Origin of the sequence: Kocuria sp. CPCC 205260 (assembly GCF_040981045.1) — a bacterium.
Lineage (GTDB): Bacteria > Actinomycetota > Actinomycetes > Actinomycetales > Micrococcaceae > Kocuria > Kocuria palustris.
Map to the genome: position 1 here is coordinate 13,700 of NZ_JAVKPT010000007.1, position 19,266 is coordinate 32,965.

A 19,266-nucleotide genomic window follows, 5' to 3' on the forward strand; every position below is an offset into this window, starting at 1 on the left:
CCAGGACGACGCGATCGATCTCCGCGGTGGCAACGCCGACCGGTTCCGGATGCCGGCGCAGAGGCCGCTCGGCTGCCGGCGCGGTGCCGTCGGGGCGGACCTCGGTGCCGATCCCCTCGTCCGTGAAGATCTCGAGCAGCACCGAGTGCGCCTCGCGCCCGTCGACGATCGTGGCCCGCGGGACCCCGCCCTCCACAGCGGTGAGCGCCGCCTCCATCTTGGGGATCATCCCGGACTGCAGGCTGGGCAGCAGCTCGCGCAGCTCGGAGTCGGTCAGCGACGAGATCAGCGAGCTGCGATCCGGCCAGTCCGAGTACAGGCCCTCGATATCGGTCAGCGCCACGAGCTTCTCCGCGCCCAGCGCCACGGCGACCGCGGCGGCTGCGGTGTCGGCGTTGATGTTGAGCACCTCGCCGGTGAAGCGGCCGTGGGCGTCGACCTCCGGGGAGATCGAGGAGATCACCGGGATGCGCCCGGCCTGGATCAGCTCGCGCAGCGGCTCGGGGTTCACGGAGACGATCTCGCCCACGTGCTCCAGGTCCACCTCCTGGCCGTCGACGACCGTCCCGCGGCGCACCGCGTTGAGCAGGGAGGCGTCCTCCCCCGAGATCCCCACGGCGTACGGGCCGGTGGCATTGAGCAGGGAGACGAGCTCGCGCTGGACCTGGCCGGTGAGGACCATGCGGATGGCGTCGATCGCCTCGGCCGTGGTGACGCGCAGACCCCCGCGGAACTCGGACTCGATCCCCAGCCGCTCGAGCATGCGATTGATCTGCGGCCCTCCGCCGTGCACGACGACGGGGCAGATCCCCACCTCGCGCAGGAAGACCATGTCGGCGGCGAACGCCTGGCGCAGCGGATCCGAGACCATGGCGTTGCCGCCGTACTTGAACACCATGACCGCCCCGGAGAAGCGGCTGATCCACGGCAGCGCCTCCATGAGCACGCCGGCCTTGGCGCGCGCGGCGGTGATGCGGTCGTTCGGTGCGGTCATCGGGTGTCTCCTGGGAGGGGTTCGGCTCGGGCGGCTTCAGGACGAGTACGCCGAGTTCTCCTCGACGTAGTCGTGGGTCAGGTCGTTGGTCCAGATCGTGGCCTCGTGCGCCCCGGCCTTCAGGTCGACGACGACCTCGACCTTTCGCGACGACGCCAGGTCCACGCCCTCCCGGGGGTCGCCGATCATCCCGCCGCGGCAGACCATGACGCCGTTGATGGAGACGTCGAGCTCGTCCGGATCGAACTCGGCATCGGTCGTGCCCACGGCCGAGAGGACCCGGCCCCAGTTGGGGTCGTTGCCGAAGATCGCGGTCTTGAACAGGTTCGAGCGGGCCACCGTGCGCGAGACCGTCTCGGCCTGGACCACGGAGGCGGCGCCCATGGTGGTGATCGCGATGTCGTGGGCGGCGCCCTCGGCATCGGTGATCAGCTGCTGGGCCAGGCTGTGGCACACGGCGCTCAGCGCACGGGTGAGCTCGAGCTCGTCGGGGCTGATGCCGGAGGCCCCCGAGGCCAGCAGGGTCACGGTGTCGTTGGTGGACATGCAGCCGTCGGAGTCGGCGCGGTCGAAGGTCACGGCGCAGGCCTCGCGCAGGCTGCGCTGCAGGACCTCCGGGCGGACCTCGGCGTCGGTGGTGAGCACCACGAGCATGGTGGCCAGTCCCGGGGCGAGCATGCCCGCGCCCTTGGCCATCCCGCCCACGCTCCAGCCCTCGGGGCTCGTGTGCGCGGCCTGCTTGGGCACGGTGTCGGTGGTCATGATCGCCCGGGCCGCGCGCAGCCCGGCCGCCTCATCCGCTGCGGAATCGGCCAGGACCTCGGGGATGCCGGCGCGCATCACGCCCATGGGCAGCTGCACGCCGATCAGTCCGGTGGAGCACACGACCACCTCGCCGGCGCCGACCTGAAGGCCCTCGGCGACCAGCTCGGCCGTTTCGTGCGAGGCCTGGAAGCCCTGCGGGCCCGTGCACGCATTGGCTCCGCCGGAGTTGAGGATCACCGCGCGGGCGGCGCCGTCGGCGACGACCTGGCGCGACCAGTGGACGGGGGCCGCGGCCACGCGGTTCGACGTGAACACGGCGGCGGCGGCCGCACTGGGGCCGTCGTTGATCACGACGGCCAGGTCGTCGCCGCCGGAGGCCTTGAATCCGGCGGTCACGCCGCCGGCGCGGAATCCAGCGGCTGCGGTGACGCCGCGGGAGGTGTCGACGCTCAGCCCGGCCGCCGGGTCCTGTGAGGGGTGGACGGTGCTCACGGTGCGACTCCCTGCTGGGTCAGCCCGGTCTGCTCGGGCAGGCCCAGGGCGATGTTCATGGACTGCACGGCTCCGCCGGCCGTGCCCTTGACGAGGTTGTCCAGCGCGCAGCTGACGATCACGCGCCCCACGCGGGCATCGACGGCCGCCTGGATCTGGACGTGGTTCGAGCCCAGGACGGCCTGGGTGGTGGGCCACTGCCCCTCGGGCAGCAGATGGATGAAGGGCTCGTCGCGATAGGCCTCCTCCAGCGCCTCGCGCACGGACTGCGCACCGGCGCCCTCGGCGATCCGGGCCGTGGCGGTCGTGAGGATGCCGCGGGGCATAGGCGCCAGGGTGGGGGTGAACGAGACCGCGACGTCGCTGCGGCCCGAGGCCCAGCCCAGACCCTGCTCGATCTCCGGGGTGTGCCGGTGCACGCCGCCCACGCCGTAGGGGGACATGCCGCCCATGACTTCCGCGGCCAGCAGGTGCGGCTTCAGCGATCGCCCCGCCCCCGAGGTGCCGGAGGCCGCCACGATCACGATGTCCTGCAGCTCGATCTGCCCGGCCGCGGCCAGCGGCGCCAGGGCCAGCTGGGAGCCGGTGGGATAGCACCCGGGGATCGCGATGCGGCTCGCCTTCGCCAGTCGGGTGCGCTGCCGGGTGCCGTCCGGGGCCACGATCATCTCGGGCAGGCCGTACGGCCAGGTCCCGGCGTGCGCGCTGCCGTAGAACTGCTCCCATGCCTCGGCGGATTCGAGCCGGTGATCGGCCGCGGCGTCGATCACGATGGTCGACTCGGGAAGCTGGGCCGCGATCTCGGCCGAGGCGCCGTGCGGCAGGGCGAGCACGACGATGTCGTGCCCGGCCAGCTGCTCGAGGCTCGAGTCCGTGATGATCCGATCGGCGAGCCCGTGCAGGTGCGGCTGCAGCGAGCCCAGCCGCTGACCGGCGCTGGAGTGCGCCGCGACGGCGCCGATCTCCACCTGGGGATGCTGCATCAGCAGACGAAGCACCTCTCCCCCGGCGTAGCCGCTGGCTCCTGAGACTGCTGCGGTGAAGGTCATGCGGACATCCTACGCAAGATTATGCAGGTATGTCGATATTTATGCACTCGGCGCGGCGGCGAAGACTAGGCTCGGTGGTCAGGAACGCACCGACCGGCGGCTTCCGTCCGCCCCGAAAGAAGGAGACCAGCATGCGCGCCATCACCCTCACGCAGCACGGGGGCCCGGAGGTCCTCACCGTCAGCGAGGTCGAGGATCCGGTCCCGGGACCCGGAGAGGTCCTGGTGCGCACCCGCCGCACCGGGGTCAACTTCATCGAGACCTACCAGCGCGAGGGCGTCTACGACGTCGAGCTGCCCTTCACCCCGGGCACCGAGGGAAGTGGCGAAGTCATCGCCCTGGGCGAGGGCGTCGACTCCCTGCAGGTCGGGCAGCGGATCACGACCTCGCAGGGCCGGGCCACCTACGCCGAGAAGTTCGTGGTCGATGCCGATCGCGTGGTGGTGGTGCCCGAGTCCGTCTCCGACGATGCCGCGGGCGCGCTGCCGCTGCAGGGCTTCACGGCCCACTATCTGACCCGCTCGACCTTCCCGGTCGGCCCGGAGACCACCGCCGTGATCACCGCCGCCGCCGGCGGCGTGGGCGGCGTCGCCATCCAGCTCATGAAGCGCCAGGGCGCCACCGTGATCGGGCTGACCTCGAGCCAGGAGAAGGCCGACACCGCCCGATCGCTGGGCGCCGATCATGTCCTGCCCTACGAGGGCTTCGCCGATGCCGTCGAGGAGATCACCGGCGGCCGCGGCGCCGACGTGGTCTACGACTCGGTGGGCAAGACGACCTTCGACGAGTCCCTGGCCGCCGTGCACCTGCGCGGCATGGTCGTGCTCTTCGGCGGGTCGTCCGGGCAGGTCCCCCCGTTCGACCTGCAGCGCCTCAACGCCATGGGCTCGCTGTACGTGACCCGCCCGTCGCTCAACGCCTACATGCACACCGAGGAGGAGCGGAAGTGGCGGGCCCGCGAGATGTTCGAGGCCATCGAGGACGGCCTGAAGATCCGCGTGGGCGGCACCTATTCCCTCGACGACGCCGCTCAGGCGCACCGCGACCTCGAATCCCGCAGGACCCAGGGGAAGCTGCTGCTGACCTTCTGAGTCGCCTTCGCAGACGACGGGGGGCCGTGGCGATTCCCGATCACCGCGGCCCCCGCCGCTGTCATATGCCGCTGCGACGTTCCGCTGCGGGTCGTCAATGCGAAAGGTGACTTGCCTCACCTCACGGAAAGTGATTTAGTCACTTTCATGCCGCACATCACATCCCTCTCCGAGCGCCTGGCGCAGTCGATCGTGGAGCACATCCATGCCTCGCAGTTGCAGCCCGGCGACTCCCTGGAGCCCTCCCGATCCCTCGCCGAGCGCTTCGAGGTCACCACGCCGACGATCCGGGAGGCCCTCCGGCGCCTGGAGGCCGCCCGCGTGGTCGAGATGCGCCACGGCAGCGGCGTCTACGTCGCCGATGGCCTGACCCGCTCGGTCATGAGCAACCCCCACCAGCCGCCGATCACCCTGCGCAGCATCCTCGAGCTGGACGATGCCCGACTGTCCCTCGAGCCGCCTATCGCCGCCCGCGCGGCCGAGCACCGCACCCGCGAGGGTCTGAGCCTGCTGACCCAGTCAGCCTCCAATGCTCTCGTGGATCCGCCGCGAAGGGCCCGCCCCGCCCTGCACTTCCATACCCAGCTGGCTGCCTGCACGGGCAATCCGCTGCTCGAGCAAACCATCGAAGCCCTGTTGTCGCAGCGCATGGGCGAGCAGATGGAGATCCGCCTGCGCTTCGATGACCGCGAGCGCGACTATGCCGAGCACCTCGAGATCCTCGAGGCCGTGCGCTCGCGCGACGCCGATCGCGCCGCCGAGCTGACGCGCGCTCATCTGCAGGGCATTCGCGATGCCATCGCCACCTCGGCCCCTGCGGATCCCCAGGATGCTGACGGAGGCGAGCAGCGATGAGCCCCGCAGCCACCCGCCTGGCGGAGATGACCTCCGCTGAGGCCGCAGCCAGCGCGCAGGCCGGCCGGATCGTCGTGCTGCCCGTGGGAGCCCTCGAGCAGCACGGTCCGGCCATGCCGCTCGGAACCGATACCTATCGCGCCGACGCCGTGGCCGAGCGTGTGGTCAGCAGGCTTCCGGACGACGCCGTGCTGGGCCCCACGCTGCCGATCGGCGTCTCTCCCCACCATCTCGGGTTCCCCGGCACGGTCAGCCTCACTACGCGGACCTTCACGGCGCTGGTCCGCGAGATCGCAGTGGGTCTGCACCGTCAGGGCTTCCACCGAATCCTGGTCGTGACCGGGCACGGCGGGAACAACGCCAGCCTCACGACGATCGCCCAGGACCTGCTGGCATCCGATCCCGATCTGGAGTTCGCCTGGACCCCGCTGACCTCTGTAGCCGCGGACATCGTGCGCTCCGCCGGAGTGAGCGCGGTGCACGGGCACTGCGGTGAGGCCGAGACCGCCCAGATGCTCGAGGTGGCACCCGACCTGGTGCGCCGCGATCTGCTCGAGCCTGGCCCCACGCGTCCCGAGGATCTCGACCCCCTCAGCGCCCTGGCCCGCAGCGTCTCCCATCCCACCCTGACCCGCTCCTGGGACGACTTGACGCCCAACGGCGTGCTTGGCGACCCCCGGCAGGCTACCGAGCAGCTCGGCGCCGAGCTGATCGAGACCATCACCGAGAGGATCTGCGACTTCCTGGGCCGCTGGGCTCAGCTCTGACGAGCCTCACGCTCCCTTTCCCCTGACCCACAGCAGCATCCGCAGGACCTAAGGACGGGCCGTCGTCGCGGCCCCGTCCGCGATCCTGTGCACCCTCATGCGTTCGAACAGGCCCCTCCAGAGCCTTCCGCCGACCGCGTACGCCGACCTCGCAGCCGTCTGCTTCGTCCTCTCAGCCCCATCAGCGAACAGGAGTTCCCTCATGTCCGGATCCCCCAGGATCGCCGCACGCGCCGCCACCCTCGTGCTGCTGATCGGCATGTCCATGGCTCCCAGCGTCAGCGCGACGGGCTCGATCGACGGGCTCGACCTTCAGGACCTCCGACCCCAGCAGCCCCGCGCTCAGAGCGACATACCCGGATCCTCCGCCGGATGCGCGAAGGATCGGAGGGCCCCCTCCGAGCAGGAGACTGCCGCGGGCTCCCAGCCGGGCTCTGTTCGCAGCGGAGGGCTCGAGCGCACCTACATCCAGCACCTGCCTGAGGGCTACAGCGCCCAGAAGACCTGGCCCGTGGTCCTCGTCTTCCACGGCCGAGGCAGCACTGCCGCCGAGACCCAGGAGTTCTCGGGACTGGACCACCTGCCGGCCGTCGTCGTCTACGCCGACGGCGTCCCCGGGAGCCTCGAGGATCCACGCCAGGCTTGGGAGGGAGCCCCCTATTCGGCCGAAGGAGTCGATGACCTGGCCTTCGTAGACGACCTGCTCGATCAGCTCGAGGGAGATCTGTGTCTGGACACCTCACGGGTCTACGCGACCGGGAAGTCCAACGGCGCGGGCTTCGTCGGAATCCTGGCCTGCGAGCGCTCGCAGCGGATCACGGGAATCGCTCCAGTGGCCGGGGCCTTCTACGCGACCGGCCATCGGGAGTGCTCGCCGTCTCGTCCGGTGCCCGTGGTCGAGATGCACGGCACGGCTGACGCAACCATCCCCTACGACGGCGATCCGGCCCGAGGACTCCCGTCGATCCCCGGTTGGACGGCCGCCTGGGCCGAGCGCAATGGCTGCCGCGGCGCCGTCACGACGAGCTCCCCCGCCGCGGACATCGAGATCGACAGGCACCGAGGCTGCCACCGCGGAGCAGAAGTCACGCACGTGCGGGTGCAGGGAGGCGGCCATACCTGGCCAGGAGCCGACGCCTACTCGGGCGGAGGTGCCACGACCCACAGCGTCGAAGCCACCGACCTGCTCTGGAACACCCTGAATCACTACCGACTGCCGAGGTGAATCCATCATGACCACTGCCAATCTCTCCGAGCGACAGCGCGACGGCGACAAGCTGCCCCGCGTGCTGCGCATCCTGGGCGTCATCGAGCGAATCGGCAACGCCCTGCCCCATCCGTTCTGGCTGTTCTGGATCCTGGCCGCGATCTTGGCTGTCATCAGCGCGATCATGTCCGCGTCGGGCGTCTCGGTGATCTCCCCCAGCGACGGCGAAGAGGTCGTCGTTCGCAATCTGCTGAGCGTCGAAGGCCTGTCCATGGCGCTGTCCACGGCCATCGGCAACTTCGCCGAATTCGGCCCGATGGCGACGATCGTCGTGGTCATGATGGGTGTTGCCGTGGCAGAGGGCACCGGGTTCCTGAACGGCCTGATGCGCGTCACGATATCCCGGGTCCCTGCCTTCCTGGTCGTCTTCGCAGTTGCCTTCACGGGCACGATGTCCCACGTGGCAAGCGCCGCCGCTTACGCCATCCTGGTCCCGCTGGGGGCCGTGGCATTCCGCGCTGTCGGTCGATCCCCAATCCTGGGCATCGTCGTCGCCTACACCTCGATCGCCTCCGGCTACGATGCCAGCCCCATCCCGACTCCGAATGACGTGATCTTCGCAGGGATCACGACCGAGGCAGCCCATATCATCGACCCGGAGGCCTACGTCTCCCCGCTGAGCAACTGGTTCTTCAACATCGCCTCGAGTGTGCTTCTAGCACTTGTGATCACACTCGTGACCAATCTCGTGCTGGCCCGCCGGCCAGACCTCGATCCGGATCCGGAAGCCGACGTGGACGAGACCTCGCTGCGCCTGAGCGGCAGGGAGACCAAGGCCATGATCATCGCAGTCCTGGCAGTGATCGCTGTGCTGATCGTGACGACCATTCTGCTTCTGCCTGCCAGCTCCCCGCTGCGCGGCGAGGGCGGGTCCTTGACGGACTCGCCGTTCCTGGATGGGATCGGCGTTCTGGTTGGTATGCTCTTCGCCCTGGCAGGCATGGTCTACGGCTGGCTCAGCGGCGAGATCACTGCGTGGGAAGACGTGCCGGCGATGATGACCTCGGGCGTGAAACAAATCGCCCCGGTCCTGGTCCTGTTCTTCGCGATCGCGCAGTTCTTGGCCTACTTCGAGTGGTCATACATCGGCGACGTGATCGCGGTGGAGTCCGCTGCTCTGCTCGACTCCACCGGCATCCCCATCCCTGTCGTCTTCCTGCTGGTGCTGGGGCTGCTTTCCGTGGTGAACATCCTGATCACCAGCGGCTCGGCAATGTGGTCCATCACTGCCCCGGTGCTCGTCCCGATGCTCATGCTCGTGGAAGTTCCGGCGGAGACCACGCAAGCTCTGTTCCGAATCGCGGACTCGGGCTCAACGGCCGTGACACCCATGAGTCCCTACTTCGTCCTGGCCCTGGGGTTCCTGCAGCAGTACCGGCGATCAGCCGGGATCGGGACCCTGGCCTCCTACACATTGCCACTGGCGGTGTGCATGACCCTCTCCTGGACGCTGCTGTTCCTCGCCTGGTGGATGCTCGGGCTTCCCCTGGGGCCAGGTGCGCCCGTGCGCTGAGCCGACCTGCTCGCGACTGCGGGGCCGCACCCGACGTCTGTCGTGGGTGCGGCCCCGCAGCTTCATATTCGAAAGGCGCAGACCCTGATTCAGCGCAGGCTGCGCCGCCGCAGGATGACCCCGCCGGCGATGCCCAGACCCAGCACCAGCACCGAGGCCGCAGCCAGCAGCCCGCCCCGGGTCTTCTGGGCGGACACGGTCTGATCCGTGATGCCGCCGTCGAGCGAGCCTGCCTCTGCGGTGGACAGGACCTGCAGCTCGCCGTCCTGCACGCCGAGCAGGACGTCGACCTCCCCGTCGAAGTCGTCCACGGAATCGCCCCGGCCCTCGCCGCGCACCTCCACGGCCTGCCCCGGCTCCGGCGTGAACGGATCCTGCAGCCCGCTGTCGAAGCGCTGGGCCGAGATCTCCTCGTCGTCCGGCAGCGTGATCGCGTACTTGGGGTTGAAGGACTCCGAGTGCAGATCGTGCGTCATGTCGGTGTAGGTGCCGGTCACCGCGTAGGTGGAATTGGCCCAGCCCTGCAGCTGCTCCGCGCGCTGGAACGCCGAGTAGGAGGCGATCGCCAGCACCAGCGCCAGGATGACGCCCAGCACGACTGCGATCACCGGCGGCCAGGTGGCGCCGATGACCTCCGACTCCTCGCGATCGCCCGCACCGAGATCCTCGAGCGGATCTCCTTCGGGGTCGCCGTCCGTGCCTCCGCGCAGGGAGAAGGCGTCGCGGAACGCGCTGGACGCGCCATCGCCGCGACGGCCGTTCTCCTGCAGCCGACGGCTGCCTTCGGCTCCCCCGGCGGAGGGCCCGGGGGTGTTCTCAGTGCTCATGTGCTTCTCCTCCCCCGCAGGCGGGGGCCTGGCGAAGGGTGGTCATCGGTTGCTGGATGGTCTCCCGGGCTGCTCAGCCGCGCAGGACGGCGCCGTGTCTCGACGCGGCGAGTTCGACCGCCGCCGTGCGAGCCTCGGAGGCCTCTTCGGCCGTCAGCGTGCGATCGGGCGCCCGGAACCGCATGGCCAGGGCCACCGACTTCTTCCCGGTCTCGATGTGCTCGCCCTGGTAGACGTCGAAGACGCGGACGTCCTCGACGAGCTCGCCCGCGCCCTCGCGGATCGTGACCATCAGCTCGGCAGCCGGCACAGCGGCATCCACCACGAGCGCGACGTCCTGCGTGGCCGGGGTCTGGACGCTCAACGGCTCGGCGGCGATCGCGCCGTCGCGGGCGGCCAGGATTGCCGACAGCTCCAGCTCCATGGCGCTCGTGCGCTCGGGCAGGCCCTGCTGAGCGACCAGCTGCGGGTGCAGCTCGCCGGCTGTGCCCACGAGGTCCCCGGAGGGAAGGCGCAGCACCGCCGTCCGCCCAGGGTGGAAGGCCTGATGGCGACCCTGCTCCACGCTCAGGCGCACGCCCAGGACGTCGCCGACCAGACGCGCGATCTCAAGGGCGTCCCGCCAGCCCAGCGCTCGCGGGTCGGACCCAGGGGCCGCCGGGGCATCGTCGCCGGCGAAGACGGCTGCGATATGCAGGGGCTGCTCCGGGATCCCGCCTCGCAGATCCGCCAGGACCTGCTCGGACGGGCGCTGACCGACCGGAGGGATGGATCCGGTGCCCAGCTGGGCGCCGGGGCGGAAGACGAGTCCCGACTCGAAGAGCTGCAGATCGCGGAACCCGCGCGAGCGGTTGCGATGCAGGATCTCCAGCAGGCCGGGGATCAGCGAAGCGCGCAGCACGCCGCGGGACTCGGCGATGGGATTGGCCAGGCGCACCGAGTCGACCTCGGACCCGGGCTCGGGCGAGGCCCACAGCTGGTTGTCGGCCGGCGTGGTGAACGGGTAGGCGAGCACCTCGGTCAGGCCGGCGGCGGCCAGGGCGCTCAGCACGCGCCGGCGACCGGCCTGCTCGGCGCTCAGACCCCGTCCCGGAGGCGCGACGGGAAGCCGCGACGGGATCTTGTCGTAGCCGTCCAGGCGCGCGATCTCCTCCGCCAGGTCCTCGGGCTCGCGCAGATCGGGCCGCCACGACGGGGGCGTGACCAGCCAGCCGTCCTGCCCGGCGGCGCTGGGCTCCTCCTCGACCTCGGCGGCCGGGCTCAGCGTCTCGAGCGTGCAGCCGATCTCGGTGAGCAGGGACTCCACGCGCTCGGCCGAGTAGTCCACGCCCACGCGCCGGGCGGGATAGTCCGCATCCAGGCGGATGGTGACGGGCGCCTCCGCCTCCTCGACGCGGACGTCGCCGACCTCGGGTCCGGCGGTGCCGCCGGCGAGCTCGACGAGCAGCTGGACGGCGCGCTCGGCGGCGGCGGCCTGCAGCTGCGGGTCCACGCCGCGCTCGAAGCGTCGGGAGGCCTCGGAGGACAGGCGGTGGCGGCGCGCGGTGCGCGCGATCGACACGGGATCGAAGTGCGCAGCCTCGACCAGGACGTCGGTCGTGGAATCGCCGACCTCGGCGAACTCGCCACCCATGGTCCCGGCCAGCCCGATGGGGCCGGTGGCGTCGGTGATCAGCAGGTCCTCGGGATCCAGCGCGCGCTGCTTGCCATCCAGCGTGGTCAGCTGCTCGCCCTGACGGGCGCGGCGCACGGTGATCTGCTCGGCGACCCGGGACAGGTCGTAGAAGTGCAGCGGCTGGCCGAGCTCGAGCATCACGTAGTTCGAGATGTCCACGGGCAGGCTGATCGAGCGCATGCCCGCCAGGCGCAGACGGGTCGACATCCACACCGGAGTGGGCCGGGACGGGTCGATGCCGCGCACCACGCGGGTCGCGAAGCGCGTGCAGCCCTGCTCGCCGCGGACCGGCGCCTCCTCGGCCAGCACGACGGGGAACGCGTCTTCCGTCGGCGCGGGTGCAGCCTCGGACAGGGCGAGCGCCGGGTCCTCGAACGCAGCGCCGACGGCGTGGCAGTACTCGCGGGCCACACCGCGCATGGACAGGGCGTAGCCGCGGTCCGGGGTGACGTTGATGTCGGCGGCGGACTCGTCGAGCTGCAGCACCTCGCGCACGTCCGTGCCCAGCTCGGGGTCCAGGCCGAGATCGCCGAGCACCAGGATGCCGTCGTGATCCTCGCCGATGCCCAGCTCGCGCGCCGAGGCGATCATCCCCGCCGAGGTGTGGCCGTAGGTCTTGCGCGGGCTGATCCGGAAGTCACCGGGCAGCACGGCACCGGGCAGGGTCACGACGACCTTGTCGCCGACCTCGAAGTTGTGCGCGCCGCAGACGATGCCCTGCACGCCGGAGGGCTCGATGCCCTCGCCGGTCAGGGTCTGCTGCTGGCCCTCCGGGACCACGCGCACGGAGCACCAGTTCACCGTCTTGCCGTTGGAGTGCTCCTCAGGCTCGCGGGACAGGACCTGCCCCACGACGATGGGCCCGGTGAGCTCATCGCCGGGGCGGATGACCTCCTCCTCCTCGAAGCCGACGGAGACCATGGTCTCCAGCAGCTGCTCGGCGGTGGCTTCCTCGGGCAGCGGCGCGAACTCGCGCAGCCAGGACAGCGGAACCCGCATCTCAGACCTCCATTCCGAAGTGCTGGCTGAATCGGATATCGCCCTCGACCATGTCGTGCATGTCGGGGACCCCATTGCGGAACATCAGCGTGCGCTCGATGCCCATGCCGAAGGCGAAGCCCGAGTAGACCTCGGGGTCCACGCCGGCTGCGCGCAGGACGTTGGGGTGGACCATGCCGCAGCCGCCCCACTCGATCCAGCGCGGACCGCCCTGGGCCTGCGGGTGCCACACGTCCATCTCGGCGGAGGGCTCGGTGAACGGGAAGTAGTTGGGCCGCAGCCGGATCCGGGCATCGGGGCCGAAGATCTGGCGCGCGAAGTGCTCGAGCGTGCCCTTGAGATCGGCCATGGTCAGGCCCTTGTCGACGGCGAGGCCCTCGACCTGGTGGAACACGGGCGTGTGGGTCGCATCGAGCTCGTCGGTGCGGAAGACCCGCCCCGGGGCCACAACGTAGACCGGCAGCTCACGGCTCAGCAGGGTGCGCATCTGGACCGGGGACGTGTGGGTGCGCAGGACCAGGTGGGCCTCGGGCGGGTCCACGAAGAACGTGTCCTGCAGCTCGCGGGCGGGGTGGTCCGGCTTGAAGTTCAGGGAGTCGAAGTTGAACCACTCGGACTCGACCTCGGGGCCCTCGGCGACCTCCCAGCCCATGCCCACGAAGATGTCCTGCGCGGTCTCCATCATGGCGCTGATGGGGTGGCGCCCGCCCAGCCGGCGACGGCTGCTCGCGGCGGTGACGTCCACGGACTCCTCGACCAGGATGCGCTCGGCGCGCTCGGCCTCCAGCACCCCGGTGCGCGCTGACAGCGCCTTGTTCACCCGGCCGCGGGCCTGGCCCATGAGCTTGCCCGCGGCGGCCTTCTGGGACTTCTCGAGCGAGCCGATGCGCCGGTTGGCCAGGGCCAGCGGCGAGCGATCGCCGGCGTGGGCCAGGCGCACCGCCTTGAGCTCGTCGAGATCAGCGGCGGCCTGGACAGCGTCCAGGGCCTCCTCCACGGCGCGGCCGACGGCCTGCTCATCCGTGGGATCGAACTCCGCGACGGTCGGGGTCTCGGCCTGACCGGTCGGGGTCTCGGCCTGGGCGGCGGCAGAGGGCGCCTGCTGAGGCCCGCCCTCCGGTGTGCTCTCAGACATGTGCGACAGGTGCCTTCGCTCTCGGGTTCGGTTCATCGGCCCGGCGCCAGAACGCGGGCGGTCCAAGTCTAGTCCCCGCAAGGCCCTCGTCCGGCCCCGGCACAGTGCCTGTGGGCGACTCGCATGGGTCGCCGGCCGCCTGCTCAGCCGGCCAGGTGACGTCGGATGCCGTCCAGGATTGGCAGGTCCGCGGGGATCCACGGCAGGGCCTCGGCCTCCTGGAGGCCCTCGATCGGCTCCGGGCCGATGCGCACCCAGCGCAGCTCGAGATGATCCGCGCCCTCGGCCTGACGGCCCATGCCCAGGGCGTCGGCGTCCGCTTCCTGCTCCTCCGCGGCTGCGACGACGACGGCCGTCCACACGCGCATGGCCGCCGACTCGCTGAGCGGCCATCCCTGCCGATGGGGTCCGGGGACCTCCTCGAGCAGGCGGATCCGCACACCCAGCTCCTCCCGGCACTCCCGGTGCAGCGCCTCCTGGACCGTCTCCCCCGGCTCCTGCTTGCCTCCGGGCAGCTCCCACAGCCCGCGCAGGGACTCCGGATAGGCACGCTGGGCCGCGATCAGCCGCTGGGGCCGGTGCGGGTCGTCCAGCAGCGCGGCGGCCACGACCTGGGTGCGGAACGTGCGCTCATCGTCGTGCCTCAGGCTCATACGGCGCCCTCGGCGGTGCGGCGCTGAGCGCGGGCGGAGGCGTAGAGGCACAGGGTGGCCGCCGTCCCCACGTTGAGCGACTCGGCGGCCCCGTGCAGCGGCACCGCCACGCGGTGGGAGGCCAGGGCCTTCTCCTGCTCGGACAGCCCCTGCGCCTCATTACCGAAGAGCCATGCCGTGGGGCGTGCCAGCTCGACAGCCGCCTCCCGGCCAGCTGCCGAAGCATCCTGCAGCTCATCCAGATCCAGGGCGCCGTAGCCGTCCGCGGCCAGCACCTGCAGCTCACCGCCTGCGGCATCGCTCACGGGGCGGCCGACCAGCTCGGCCGGATCCAGGCCGGTGAGCACGGGCAGATGGAACAGGGAGCCGGCGGTCGAGCGCACCACCTTGGGGTTGTGCAGATCCACCGATCCGGCGGTGAGCACCACGGCATCGGCGCCGGCGGCATCAGCGGCGCGCAGCACGGTCCCGGCATTGCCGGGGTCCTGCACGCGGCACATGACCGCCACCAGGCGGGGCCGACGCTCGGCGACCTGCGCCCAGGTCAGCTCGGGGATCCGGCACACCGCCAGCACGCCCTGCGGGTGCTCGGCATCCGACATGGCCGCAAGGACCTCGTCGGAGACCATGCGCACGAAGACCCGCGGGGAGCCCTCGGCCTGGAGCACGCGCTCGACGAGCTGATCGATGTCCCGGTGGCGCTGCAGCGCGCGCTCGGAGATGTAGAGGGCGTCGATCACCCCGTCCCGAGGTGCAGGCACCAGGGCGTCGAACTCCCCCAGGTGCGCGCGCAGGGCCTCGCGGACGCACTGCGGGCCCTCGGTGAGGAATCGACCGGCCCTGGAACGCGCAGAGCGCCTCGCCAGTCCCGCGACCGATCGCACCCGGTCGGAACCGGGATTGATCAGCGCGGAGTCGGCGAGGCGCTGCGCGATGCTCACGCTCGAAGCGGGATCAGGCCGCGTCGGAGCGCGGAGCGGAGGTGTCCGCGGGCAGGTTCTTCTTGGCGATCTCGACGAGCGCGTTGAACGCGGGGGCGTCGTTGACGGCCAGCTCGGCCAGCATGCGGCGGTCGACTTCGACCTCAGCGGCCTTCAGGCCCTGGATGAAGCGGTTGTAGGTCAGGCCCTGAGCCCGAGCGGCGGCGTTGATGCGCTGGATCCACAGCCGGCGGAAGTCGCCCTTGCGGGTGCGGCGGTGATCGTAGTTGTAGGTGTACGAGTGGAGGACCTGCTCCTTGGCCTTGCGGTACAGGCGCGAGCGCTGTCCGCGGTAGCCGGAGGCCATCTCCAGGGTCGTACGACGCTTCTTGTGGGCGTTGAGCGCCCTCTTCACACGTGCCACGTGTGTGCTCCTTCGGTGCGGGAGCGACTCGTCCCGGTCCTGGCCGGGGGTCGCTCGGTGTTCAGGGGTGCTGCGGCGAGACCGTCAGCGGATGTTCTGCGAGGTGCTTCGGCTCAGCGGCCGAGCATCTTCTTGACGACCTTGGCATCGCCCGGGGCCACGATCTTGTCGCCGGCGAGGCGGCGGGTCAGGCGCGAGGACTTGTGCTCGAGGTAGTGGCGGCGGTTGGCCTGCTGGCGCTTGACCTTGCCCGAACCCGTGATCTTGAAGCGCTTCTTGGCACCCGAGTGGGTCTTCATCTTCGGCATGGTGGGCCGTCTCCTTGCTGTCGGTCTCACCGCTGTCGCGGTGCGCCGCCTCTGGGGCGGCCTGGTCTGGGTCGTCGGCTGGGTGAGCCGACGACTCCTCGGTCACCGACCCGGTCCCGTCCTGCGGGATCCGGGTCGAAGCTTTCATGTCAGGGCAGCGGGGTCACTGCCCCGGCTTGGGTCCGCCCGGCTTGGGCGCTCCACCCGGCTTGGGTCCGCCGCCCGGCTTGGGCGCCGTTCCCGGCTTGGGTGCGGGCCTGGGCGTCGAGCCGGGGGTCGGGGCGCCCGACGGGCGCGGCGCCGAGGGTCGGCCCGGGCCGCCGGCCGGACGGGGCGAACCGCCCTGCCCGGAGCCCTGCGAGCTCGAGGCCGGACGCGGGGTCCCGGAGGTCGAGCGCGGGGGCCTGGACGAATCCGAGCCGGTGCGCGGACCCGACGAGGACGGACGACCGCCGCTGGGGCGCGAGGCGCCACCGGAGTCCGGGCGGCCCGACGAGGGCCGACCCGAGCCGCCGGAGGGACGGCCGCCGCGATCGGATCCGCGATCCGAGCCGCCGCGATCGTTCGAGCGGGGCCCGCCCTGGCGACCGCGACCGCCGCCGCGGGGCTCGCGCTTGTCCTCCTTGGGAAGCACGACGGGCGGCTGATCCTCGGAGACCTTCAGCGGCGGGGCGCCCTCGGGCACCTCGAACTTGGCCGAAGCCAGCGCGCGCAGCTCCTCGGGGATCGACTCCCCGATCGAGCTGCCGCCCACGGGCAGCGGGTTCTCGGCATCGCCGGTGGCCGGAACGCCGGACTCACGAGCATCGCGCTCGCGATCGCGACGGGAGGACTTCACCTTCGAGGGAAGACGGCTCTCCTGATCGGACTCCGCCTCCTTGGCGCGGCGGGCAGCCGACTTGGCCTCGGACTTGGTCTTCAGCGGACCGAGGACCATGACCATGTTGCGGCCGTCCTGGCGCGGGCTGGACTCGACCTGGCCGAACTCCTCCAGGTCCTCGGCCAGCTTGCCGAGCAGGCGCACGCCCATCTCCGGACGCGACTGCTCGCGGCCGCGGAACTGGATCATGGCCTTGACCTTGTCGCCCTCGGTCAGGAAGCGCTTGGCGTGCCCGACCTTGGTCTCGTAGTCGTGGTCATCGATCTTCAGGCGGAACCGAACCTCCTTGAGGCTCGTGTTCGACTGGTTCTTGCGCGACTCGCGCGCCTTCACCGCCGCCTCGTACTTGTACTTGCCGAAGTCCATCAGCTTGGCGACGGGCGGCTTGGCGGTGGGGGCGACCTCAACCAGATCCAAATCGGATTCACGGGCCAGTCGCATGGCGTCCTCGACGCGGACGATGCCGACCTGCTCGCCCGCCGGCCCGACAAGGCGGACCTCGGGGACGCGAATCTTCTCATTGATGCGTGGATCGCTGATGCTCTGCTCCTGAGATAGTCGTGCCGGTCTGATCCGGCGATCTGCGGCGACGGCGCCCGAACTGTGCTCGAGCTCCGCGCCCTGGTGCGGATGGCAACGAAAAAGCCTCCGCTGCCCAGGGCAAGCGGAGGCCGAGGCATCCGGATCGGCAACCACCGATCCCCCGACCGAACGGGGACGCCGTCAGCATCTCTGCTGGCACGGCGCGGACGCTGCTGCGTCGTCTTGACCCGGAGACCCTGTCGATCCTGAGATCGCGGTCAGCGCGGGTGGGAGTCACCTCCGCTTGCACACTGCCGAAAATCATACACGAAAGCTTCTCCCCAAAACAGGATGACGCTGCGGCGGGCAGGATCCGGCCACGCGCGAAACTGGGGATCGCCACGATGCCACTCACCGGGACGGCGCGCACTGCCAGAGCACTCGCGGCCGGGACCACAGGACTCCTCGCCGGGGCATGGAGCATCACGAGGCGGCTCGAGGGCGGCGTCGAGGATGCGGGCGTCCCGTGAGGGGCCGATTGCTCACCCCACCTCGATCCAGTGGCCGAGTCGTCACCGGTTCAGCGCGGAAACAGTGACGATCCGGCCAGTCGATGGCGGAACCGCTCGGACGGGGCTCGTGCGGGCAGGGGCAGGGGCCCGGGCCGGCGGAGCATGCGTCGCCGACGTGATCGCCCGCAGCACCTAGGCTGGGGCCATGACTTCTCAGAGCACCTTCCGCTTCGACGGCGCCTCGGACGACGACGCCCGAGCCGCAGCGCATCAGCCCGCCCAGGATTCCGCGCAGCCCGAGCATGCCGATCACGACCATGCCCAGGAGCCGCACGAGGGCAGCCCGCTGAGCCAGGAGGCCCTGGACGCCGTCACCCAGCAGGTCCGCGACATCGCCGAGGTCCCCGCGATCGAGGTCATCACGACGTCTGCGGTGCACCTCATGTCCGCCGCCGCCGTGAAGTGCGGCCTGGCCGAGGGCCCGGATGCCGAGGCGCTCAAGGACCTCGACGAGGCCCGCAAGCTGATCACGGCGCTGGCCGGCTTCGTCACCGCCGCAGCGCCGGAGATCGGCTCGCAGCACGCGGGCCCGCTGCGCGACGGCCTGCGCACGCTGCAGCTGGCCTTCCGCGAGGCGTCGACCTACCCGGACAAGCCCGGTCAGGGCCCCGGCGAGAAGTTCACGGGCCCCGTCTTCTCCTGAGCTGACCCACCGGCTTCCTCAGATCTCGAGCGCCTCCAGGGCCACCTCGAGGCTGTCGACCTTCTCGGCCACCACGGTGTGCTGGGAGAGCCTGTCCTGGAAGGCCCGGACAAGACCGTCGAGCTGCCCCTGGTCCAGTCCCGGCAGCAGCTCGAGCACGGCGGTCAGCTCCGGGCCCTCGCCCCCGCCGGGCAGCGACCCTCCCCCGCTCAGCGGGGTGTCCGCGCCGCGGCCCCGCCGCACGTGGGCCCCGGCCACACCGGGCAGTCCCAGAGCGGCATCGAGCACCGCCCTGGAGACCTCCGGCGAGTCGTAGCTCGGCGTCCACTCGATCCCCTGCGCGATCGCCCACAGCGCCGGGCGGCGCACCACGAAGGGCGCAGCCGAGCCGGGGTTCAGCACGAGCATCTGGGCGCTGTCCTGAACAGCCGCCAGAGCAGCCCGCCGCGCATCGACGGCCACCGGCCGGGCCTGGCGGTGCCACTGCGTGACCTCGACGTCGGAGCCGAAGACCGGCTGCACGCTGCGACCGCTGCGCGAGCTCAGCCGCACCAGGGCCATGTCCGCTTCCTTGTCGGCCACCAGTCCGTCGTCGGTGAGGGTGCTGGCAGAGACCTCGGCGACGACCGGGACGAAGACCCGGGCGGCTGCGAGCGCGGCGACGACCTCCGCCTCATCGGCTTCTCCCCGCGAGCGCGCCGCCAGGGCCGACTCCAGCGCGGCGTCGACTGCGCCGCTGTCGCCCGGGAAGAGGTGGCCATGACCGCGCTCCAGGTCGCGGCCCTGCCACGGCTGTCCCCCGGTGTCGGTCTGCCCGCCTGCCGAGCGCAGCTGCGCCTGGATGTGCGCGGGAAGCTCGCGCGCGGGCCCTCGCGGAGTCTGAGGGTCGTCGTTCGGCCGGGTGCCGCTCACGGG

The 19,266-nt window shown here is 71.0% G+C and carries 17 protein-coding genes and 1 pseudogene; 6 read left to right on the top strand and 12 right to left on the bottom strand.

Features of this window, described 5'->3' with window-relative positions; genetic code table 11:
- Positions 1–88 precede the first annotated feature (88 nt).
- From argB to argC, 3 genes and pseudogenes are all read right to left on the bottom strand, one after another.
- Positions 89–994: pseudogene (gene argB, locus RF645_RS10690) on the bottom strand (acetylglutamate kinase); the annotation flags it as partial.
- Between the two features lie 36 nt (positions 995–1,030).
- Positions 1,031–2,251 (bottom strand): bifunctional glutamate N-acetyltransferase/amino-acid acetyltransferase ArgJ, encoded by a 1,221-nt coding sequence (gene argJ / locus RF645_RS10695; protein ID WP_082677077.1) that lies wholly within the window; start codon positions 2,249–2,251, stop codon positions 1,031–1,033.
- Positions 2,248–3,300, bottom strand: coding sequence for an N-acetyl-gamma-glutamyl-phosphate reductase (gene argC / locus RF645_RS10700; RefSeq protein WP_024290189.1), 1,053 nt, complete (start codon positions 3,298–3,300; stop codon positions 2,248–2,250). The genes argJ and argC overlap by 4 nt, the downstream gene beginning before the upstream one ends.
- A 131-nt stretch (positions 3,301–3,431) precedes the next feature.
- On the opposite strand from argC, the gene RF645_RS10705 reads away from it, so the two are divergent.
- From RF645_RS10705 to RF645_RS10725, 5 genes are all read left to right on the top strand, one after another.
- Positions 3,432–4,391 carry a quinone oxidoreductase gene (locus RF645_RS10705; RefSeq protein WP_058872315.1) on the top strand — a complete coding sequence of 320 codons (960 nt, stop codon included), beginning with the start codon at positions 3,432–3,434 and terminating at the stop codon, positions 4,389–4,391.
- A gap of 147 nt (positions 4,392–4,538) precedes the next feature.
- Positions 4,539–5,246 carry a FadR/GntR family transcriptional regulator gene (locus tag RF645_RS10710; protein WP_058872314.1) on the top strand — a complete coding sequence of 236 codons (708 nt, stop codon included), beginning with the start codon at positions 4,539–4,541 and terminating at the stop codon, positions 5,244–5,246.
- A complete protein-coding gene (locus RF645_RS10715) occupies positions 5,243–6,013 on the top strand; it encodes a creatininase family protein (RefSeq protein WP_058872313.1) in 771 nt (256 codons plus the stop codon). Before RF645_RS10710 ends, RF645_RS10715 begins: the two co-directional genes overlap by 4 nt.
- Positions 6,014–6,215: 202 nt before the next feature.
- The gene (locus RF645_RS10720; protein ID WP_058872312.1) at positions 6,216–7,238 is read left to right on the top strand and encodes a PHB depolymerase family esterase; all 1,023 of its coding nucleotides are present in this window, start codon (positions 6,216–6,218) and stop codon (positions 7,236–7,238) included.
- Positions 7,239–7,245: 7 nt separating this feature from the next.
- The gene (locus RF645_RS10725; protein ID WP_058872311.1) at positions 7,246–8,793 is read left to right on the top strand and encodes an AbgT family transporter; all 1,548 of its coding nucleotides are present in this window, start codon (positions 7,246–7,248) and stop codon (positions 8,791–8,793) included.
- An 89-nt stretch (positions 8,794–8,882) separates the two neighbouring features.
- On the opposite strand, the gene RF645_RS10730 is transcribed toward RF645_RS10725, so the two are convergent.
- From RF645_RS10730 to infC, 8 genes are all read right to left on the bottom strand, one after another.
- Positions 8,883–9,620 carry a hypothetical protein gene (locus RF645_RS10730; RefSeq protein WP_058872310.1) on the bottom strand — a complete coding sequence of 246 codons (738 nt, stop codon included), beginning with the start codon at positions 9,618–9,620 and terminating at the stop codon, positions 8,883–8,885.
- Positions 9,621–9,693: 73 nt separating this feature from the next.
- Positions 9,694–12,294, bottom strand: a complete 2,601-nt coding sequence (gene pheT / locus RF645_RS10735) for a phenylalanine--tRNA ligase subunit beta (protein WP_058872309.1) — start codon at positions 12,292–12,294, stop codon at positions 9,694–9,696.
- A gap of 1 nt (position 12,295) precedes the next feature.
- Positions 12,296–13,429: a phenylalanine--tRNA ligase subunit alpha gene (gene pheS, locus RF645_RS10740; RefSeq protein WP_058872308.1), complete on the bottom strand. Its 1,134-nt coding sequence runs from the start codon at positions 13,427–13,429 to the stop codon at positions 12,296–12,298.
- 143 nt (positions 13,430–13,572) lie between these two features.
- Positions 13,573–14,082: an NUDIX domain-containing protein gene (locus RF645_RS10745; protein ID WP_368819082.1), complete on the bottom strand. Its 510-nt coding sequence runs from the start codon at positions 14,080–14,082 to the stop codon at positions 13,573–13,575.
- Positions 14,079–15,023, bottom strand: a complete 945-nt coding sequence (locus RF645_RS10750) for an RNA methyltransferase (RefSeq protein ID WP_058872306.1) — start codon at positions 15,021–15,023, stop codon at positions 14,079–14,081. The genes RF645_RS10745 and RF645_RS10750 overlap by 4 nt, the downstream gene beginning before the upstream one ends.
- Positions 15,024–15,036: 13 nt before the next feature.
- The gene (gene rplT, locus RF645_RS10755) at positions 15,037–15,426 is read right to left on the bottom strand and encodes a 50S ribosomal protein L20 (RefSeq protein WP_006214523.1); all 390 of its coding nucleotides are present in this window, start codon (positions 15,424–15,426) and stop codon (positions 15,037–15,039) included.
- A 113-nt stretch (positions 15,427–15,539) separates the two neighbouring features.
- Complete coding sequence (rpmI, locus tag RF645_RS10760) at positions 15,540–15,734, bottom strand: 50S ribosomal protein L35 (protein ID WP_006214522.1); 195 nt, start codon at positions 15,732–15,734, stop codon at positions 15,540–15,542.
- 163 nt (positions 15,735–15,897) lie between these two features.
- Positions 15,898–17,187, bottom strand: coding sequence for a translation initiation factor IF-3 (infC, locus tag RF645_RS10765; protein WP_368819092.1), 1,290 nt, complete (start codon positions 17,185–17,187; stop codon positions 15,898–15,900).
- Between the two features lie 666 nt (positions 17,188–17,853).
- On the opposite strand from infC, the gene RF645_RS10770 reads away from it, so the two are divergent.
- Entirely contained in the window at positions 17,854–18,351 is a 498-nt protein-coding gene (locus RF645_RS10770; RefSeq protein WP_058872305.1) for a DUF1844 domain-containing protein, read from the top strand.
- An 18-nt stretch (positions 18,352–18,369) separates the two neighbouring features.
- Here RF645_RS10770 and RF645_RS10775 read toward each other — a convergent pair whose 3' ends face one another.
- Positions 18,370–19,263 carry an SseB family protein gene (locus tag RF645_RS10775; RefSeq protein WP_058872304.1) on the bottom strand — a complete coding sequence of 298 codons (894 nt, stop codon included), beginning with the start codon at positions 19,261–19,263 and terminating at the stop codon, positions 18,370–18,372.
- Positions 19,264–19,266: the final 3 nt, after the last annotated feature.

Excerpts from the sequence above, each read along its gene's own strand:
- RF645_RS10710 (WP_058872314.1), top strand. The coding sequence starts at position 4,539 with ATGCCGCACATCACATCCCTCTCCGAGCGCCTGGCGCAGTCGATCGTG.
- RF645_RS10705 (WP_058872315.1), top strand. The coding sequence starts at position 3,432 with ATGCGCGCCATCACCCTCACGCAGCACGGGGGCCCGGAGGTCCTCACC.
- RF645_RS10725 (WP_058872311.1), top strand. The coding sequence starts at position 7,246 with ATGACCACTGCCAATCTCTCCGAGCGACAGCGCGACGGCGACAAGCTG.
- RF645_RS10730 (WP_058872310.1), bottom strand. The coding sequence starts at position 9,620 with ATGAGCACTGAGAACACCCCCGGGCCCTCCGCCGGGGGAGCCGAAGGC.
- argC (WP_024290189.1), bottom strand. The coding sequence starts at position 3,300 with ATGACCTTCACCGCAGCAGTCTCAGGAGCCAGCGGCTACGCCGGGGGA.
- RF645_RS10720 (WP_058872312.1), top strand. The coding sequence starts at position 6,216 with ATGTCCGGATCCCCCAGGATCGCCGCACGCGCCGCCACCCTCGTGCTG.
- pheT (WP_058872309.1), bottom strand. The coding sequence starts at position 12,294 with ATGCGGGTTCCGCTGTCCTGGCTGCGCGAGTTCGCGCCGCTGCCCGAG.
- rpmI (WP_006214522.1), bottom strand. The coding sequence starts at position 15,734 with ATGCCGAAGATGAAGACCCACTCGGGTGCCAAGAAGCGCTTCAAGATC.
- RF645_RS10745 (WP_368819082.1), bottom strand. The coding sequence starts at position 14,082 with ATGAGCCTGAGGCACGACGATGAGCGCACGTTCCGCACCCAGGTCGTG.
- pheS (WP_058872308.1), bottom strand. The coding sequence starts at position 13,429 with ATGTCTGAGAGCACACCGGAGGGCGGGCCTCAGCAGGCGCCCTCTGCC.
- RF645_RS10715 (WP_058872313.1), top strand. The coding sequence starts at position 5,243 with ATGAGCCCCGCAGCCACCCGCCTGGCGGAGATGACCTCCGCTGAGGCC.
- RF645_RS10770 (WP_058872305.1), top strand. The coding sequence starts at position 17,854 with ATGACTTCTCAGAGCACCTTCCGCTTCGACGGCGCCTCGGACGACGAC.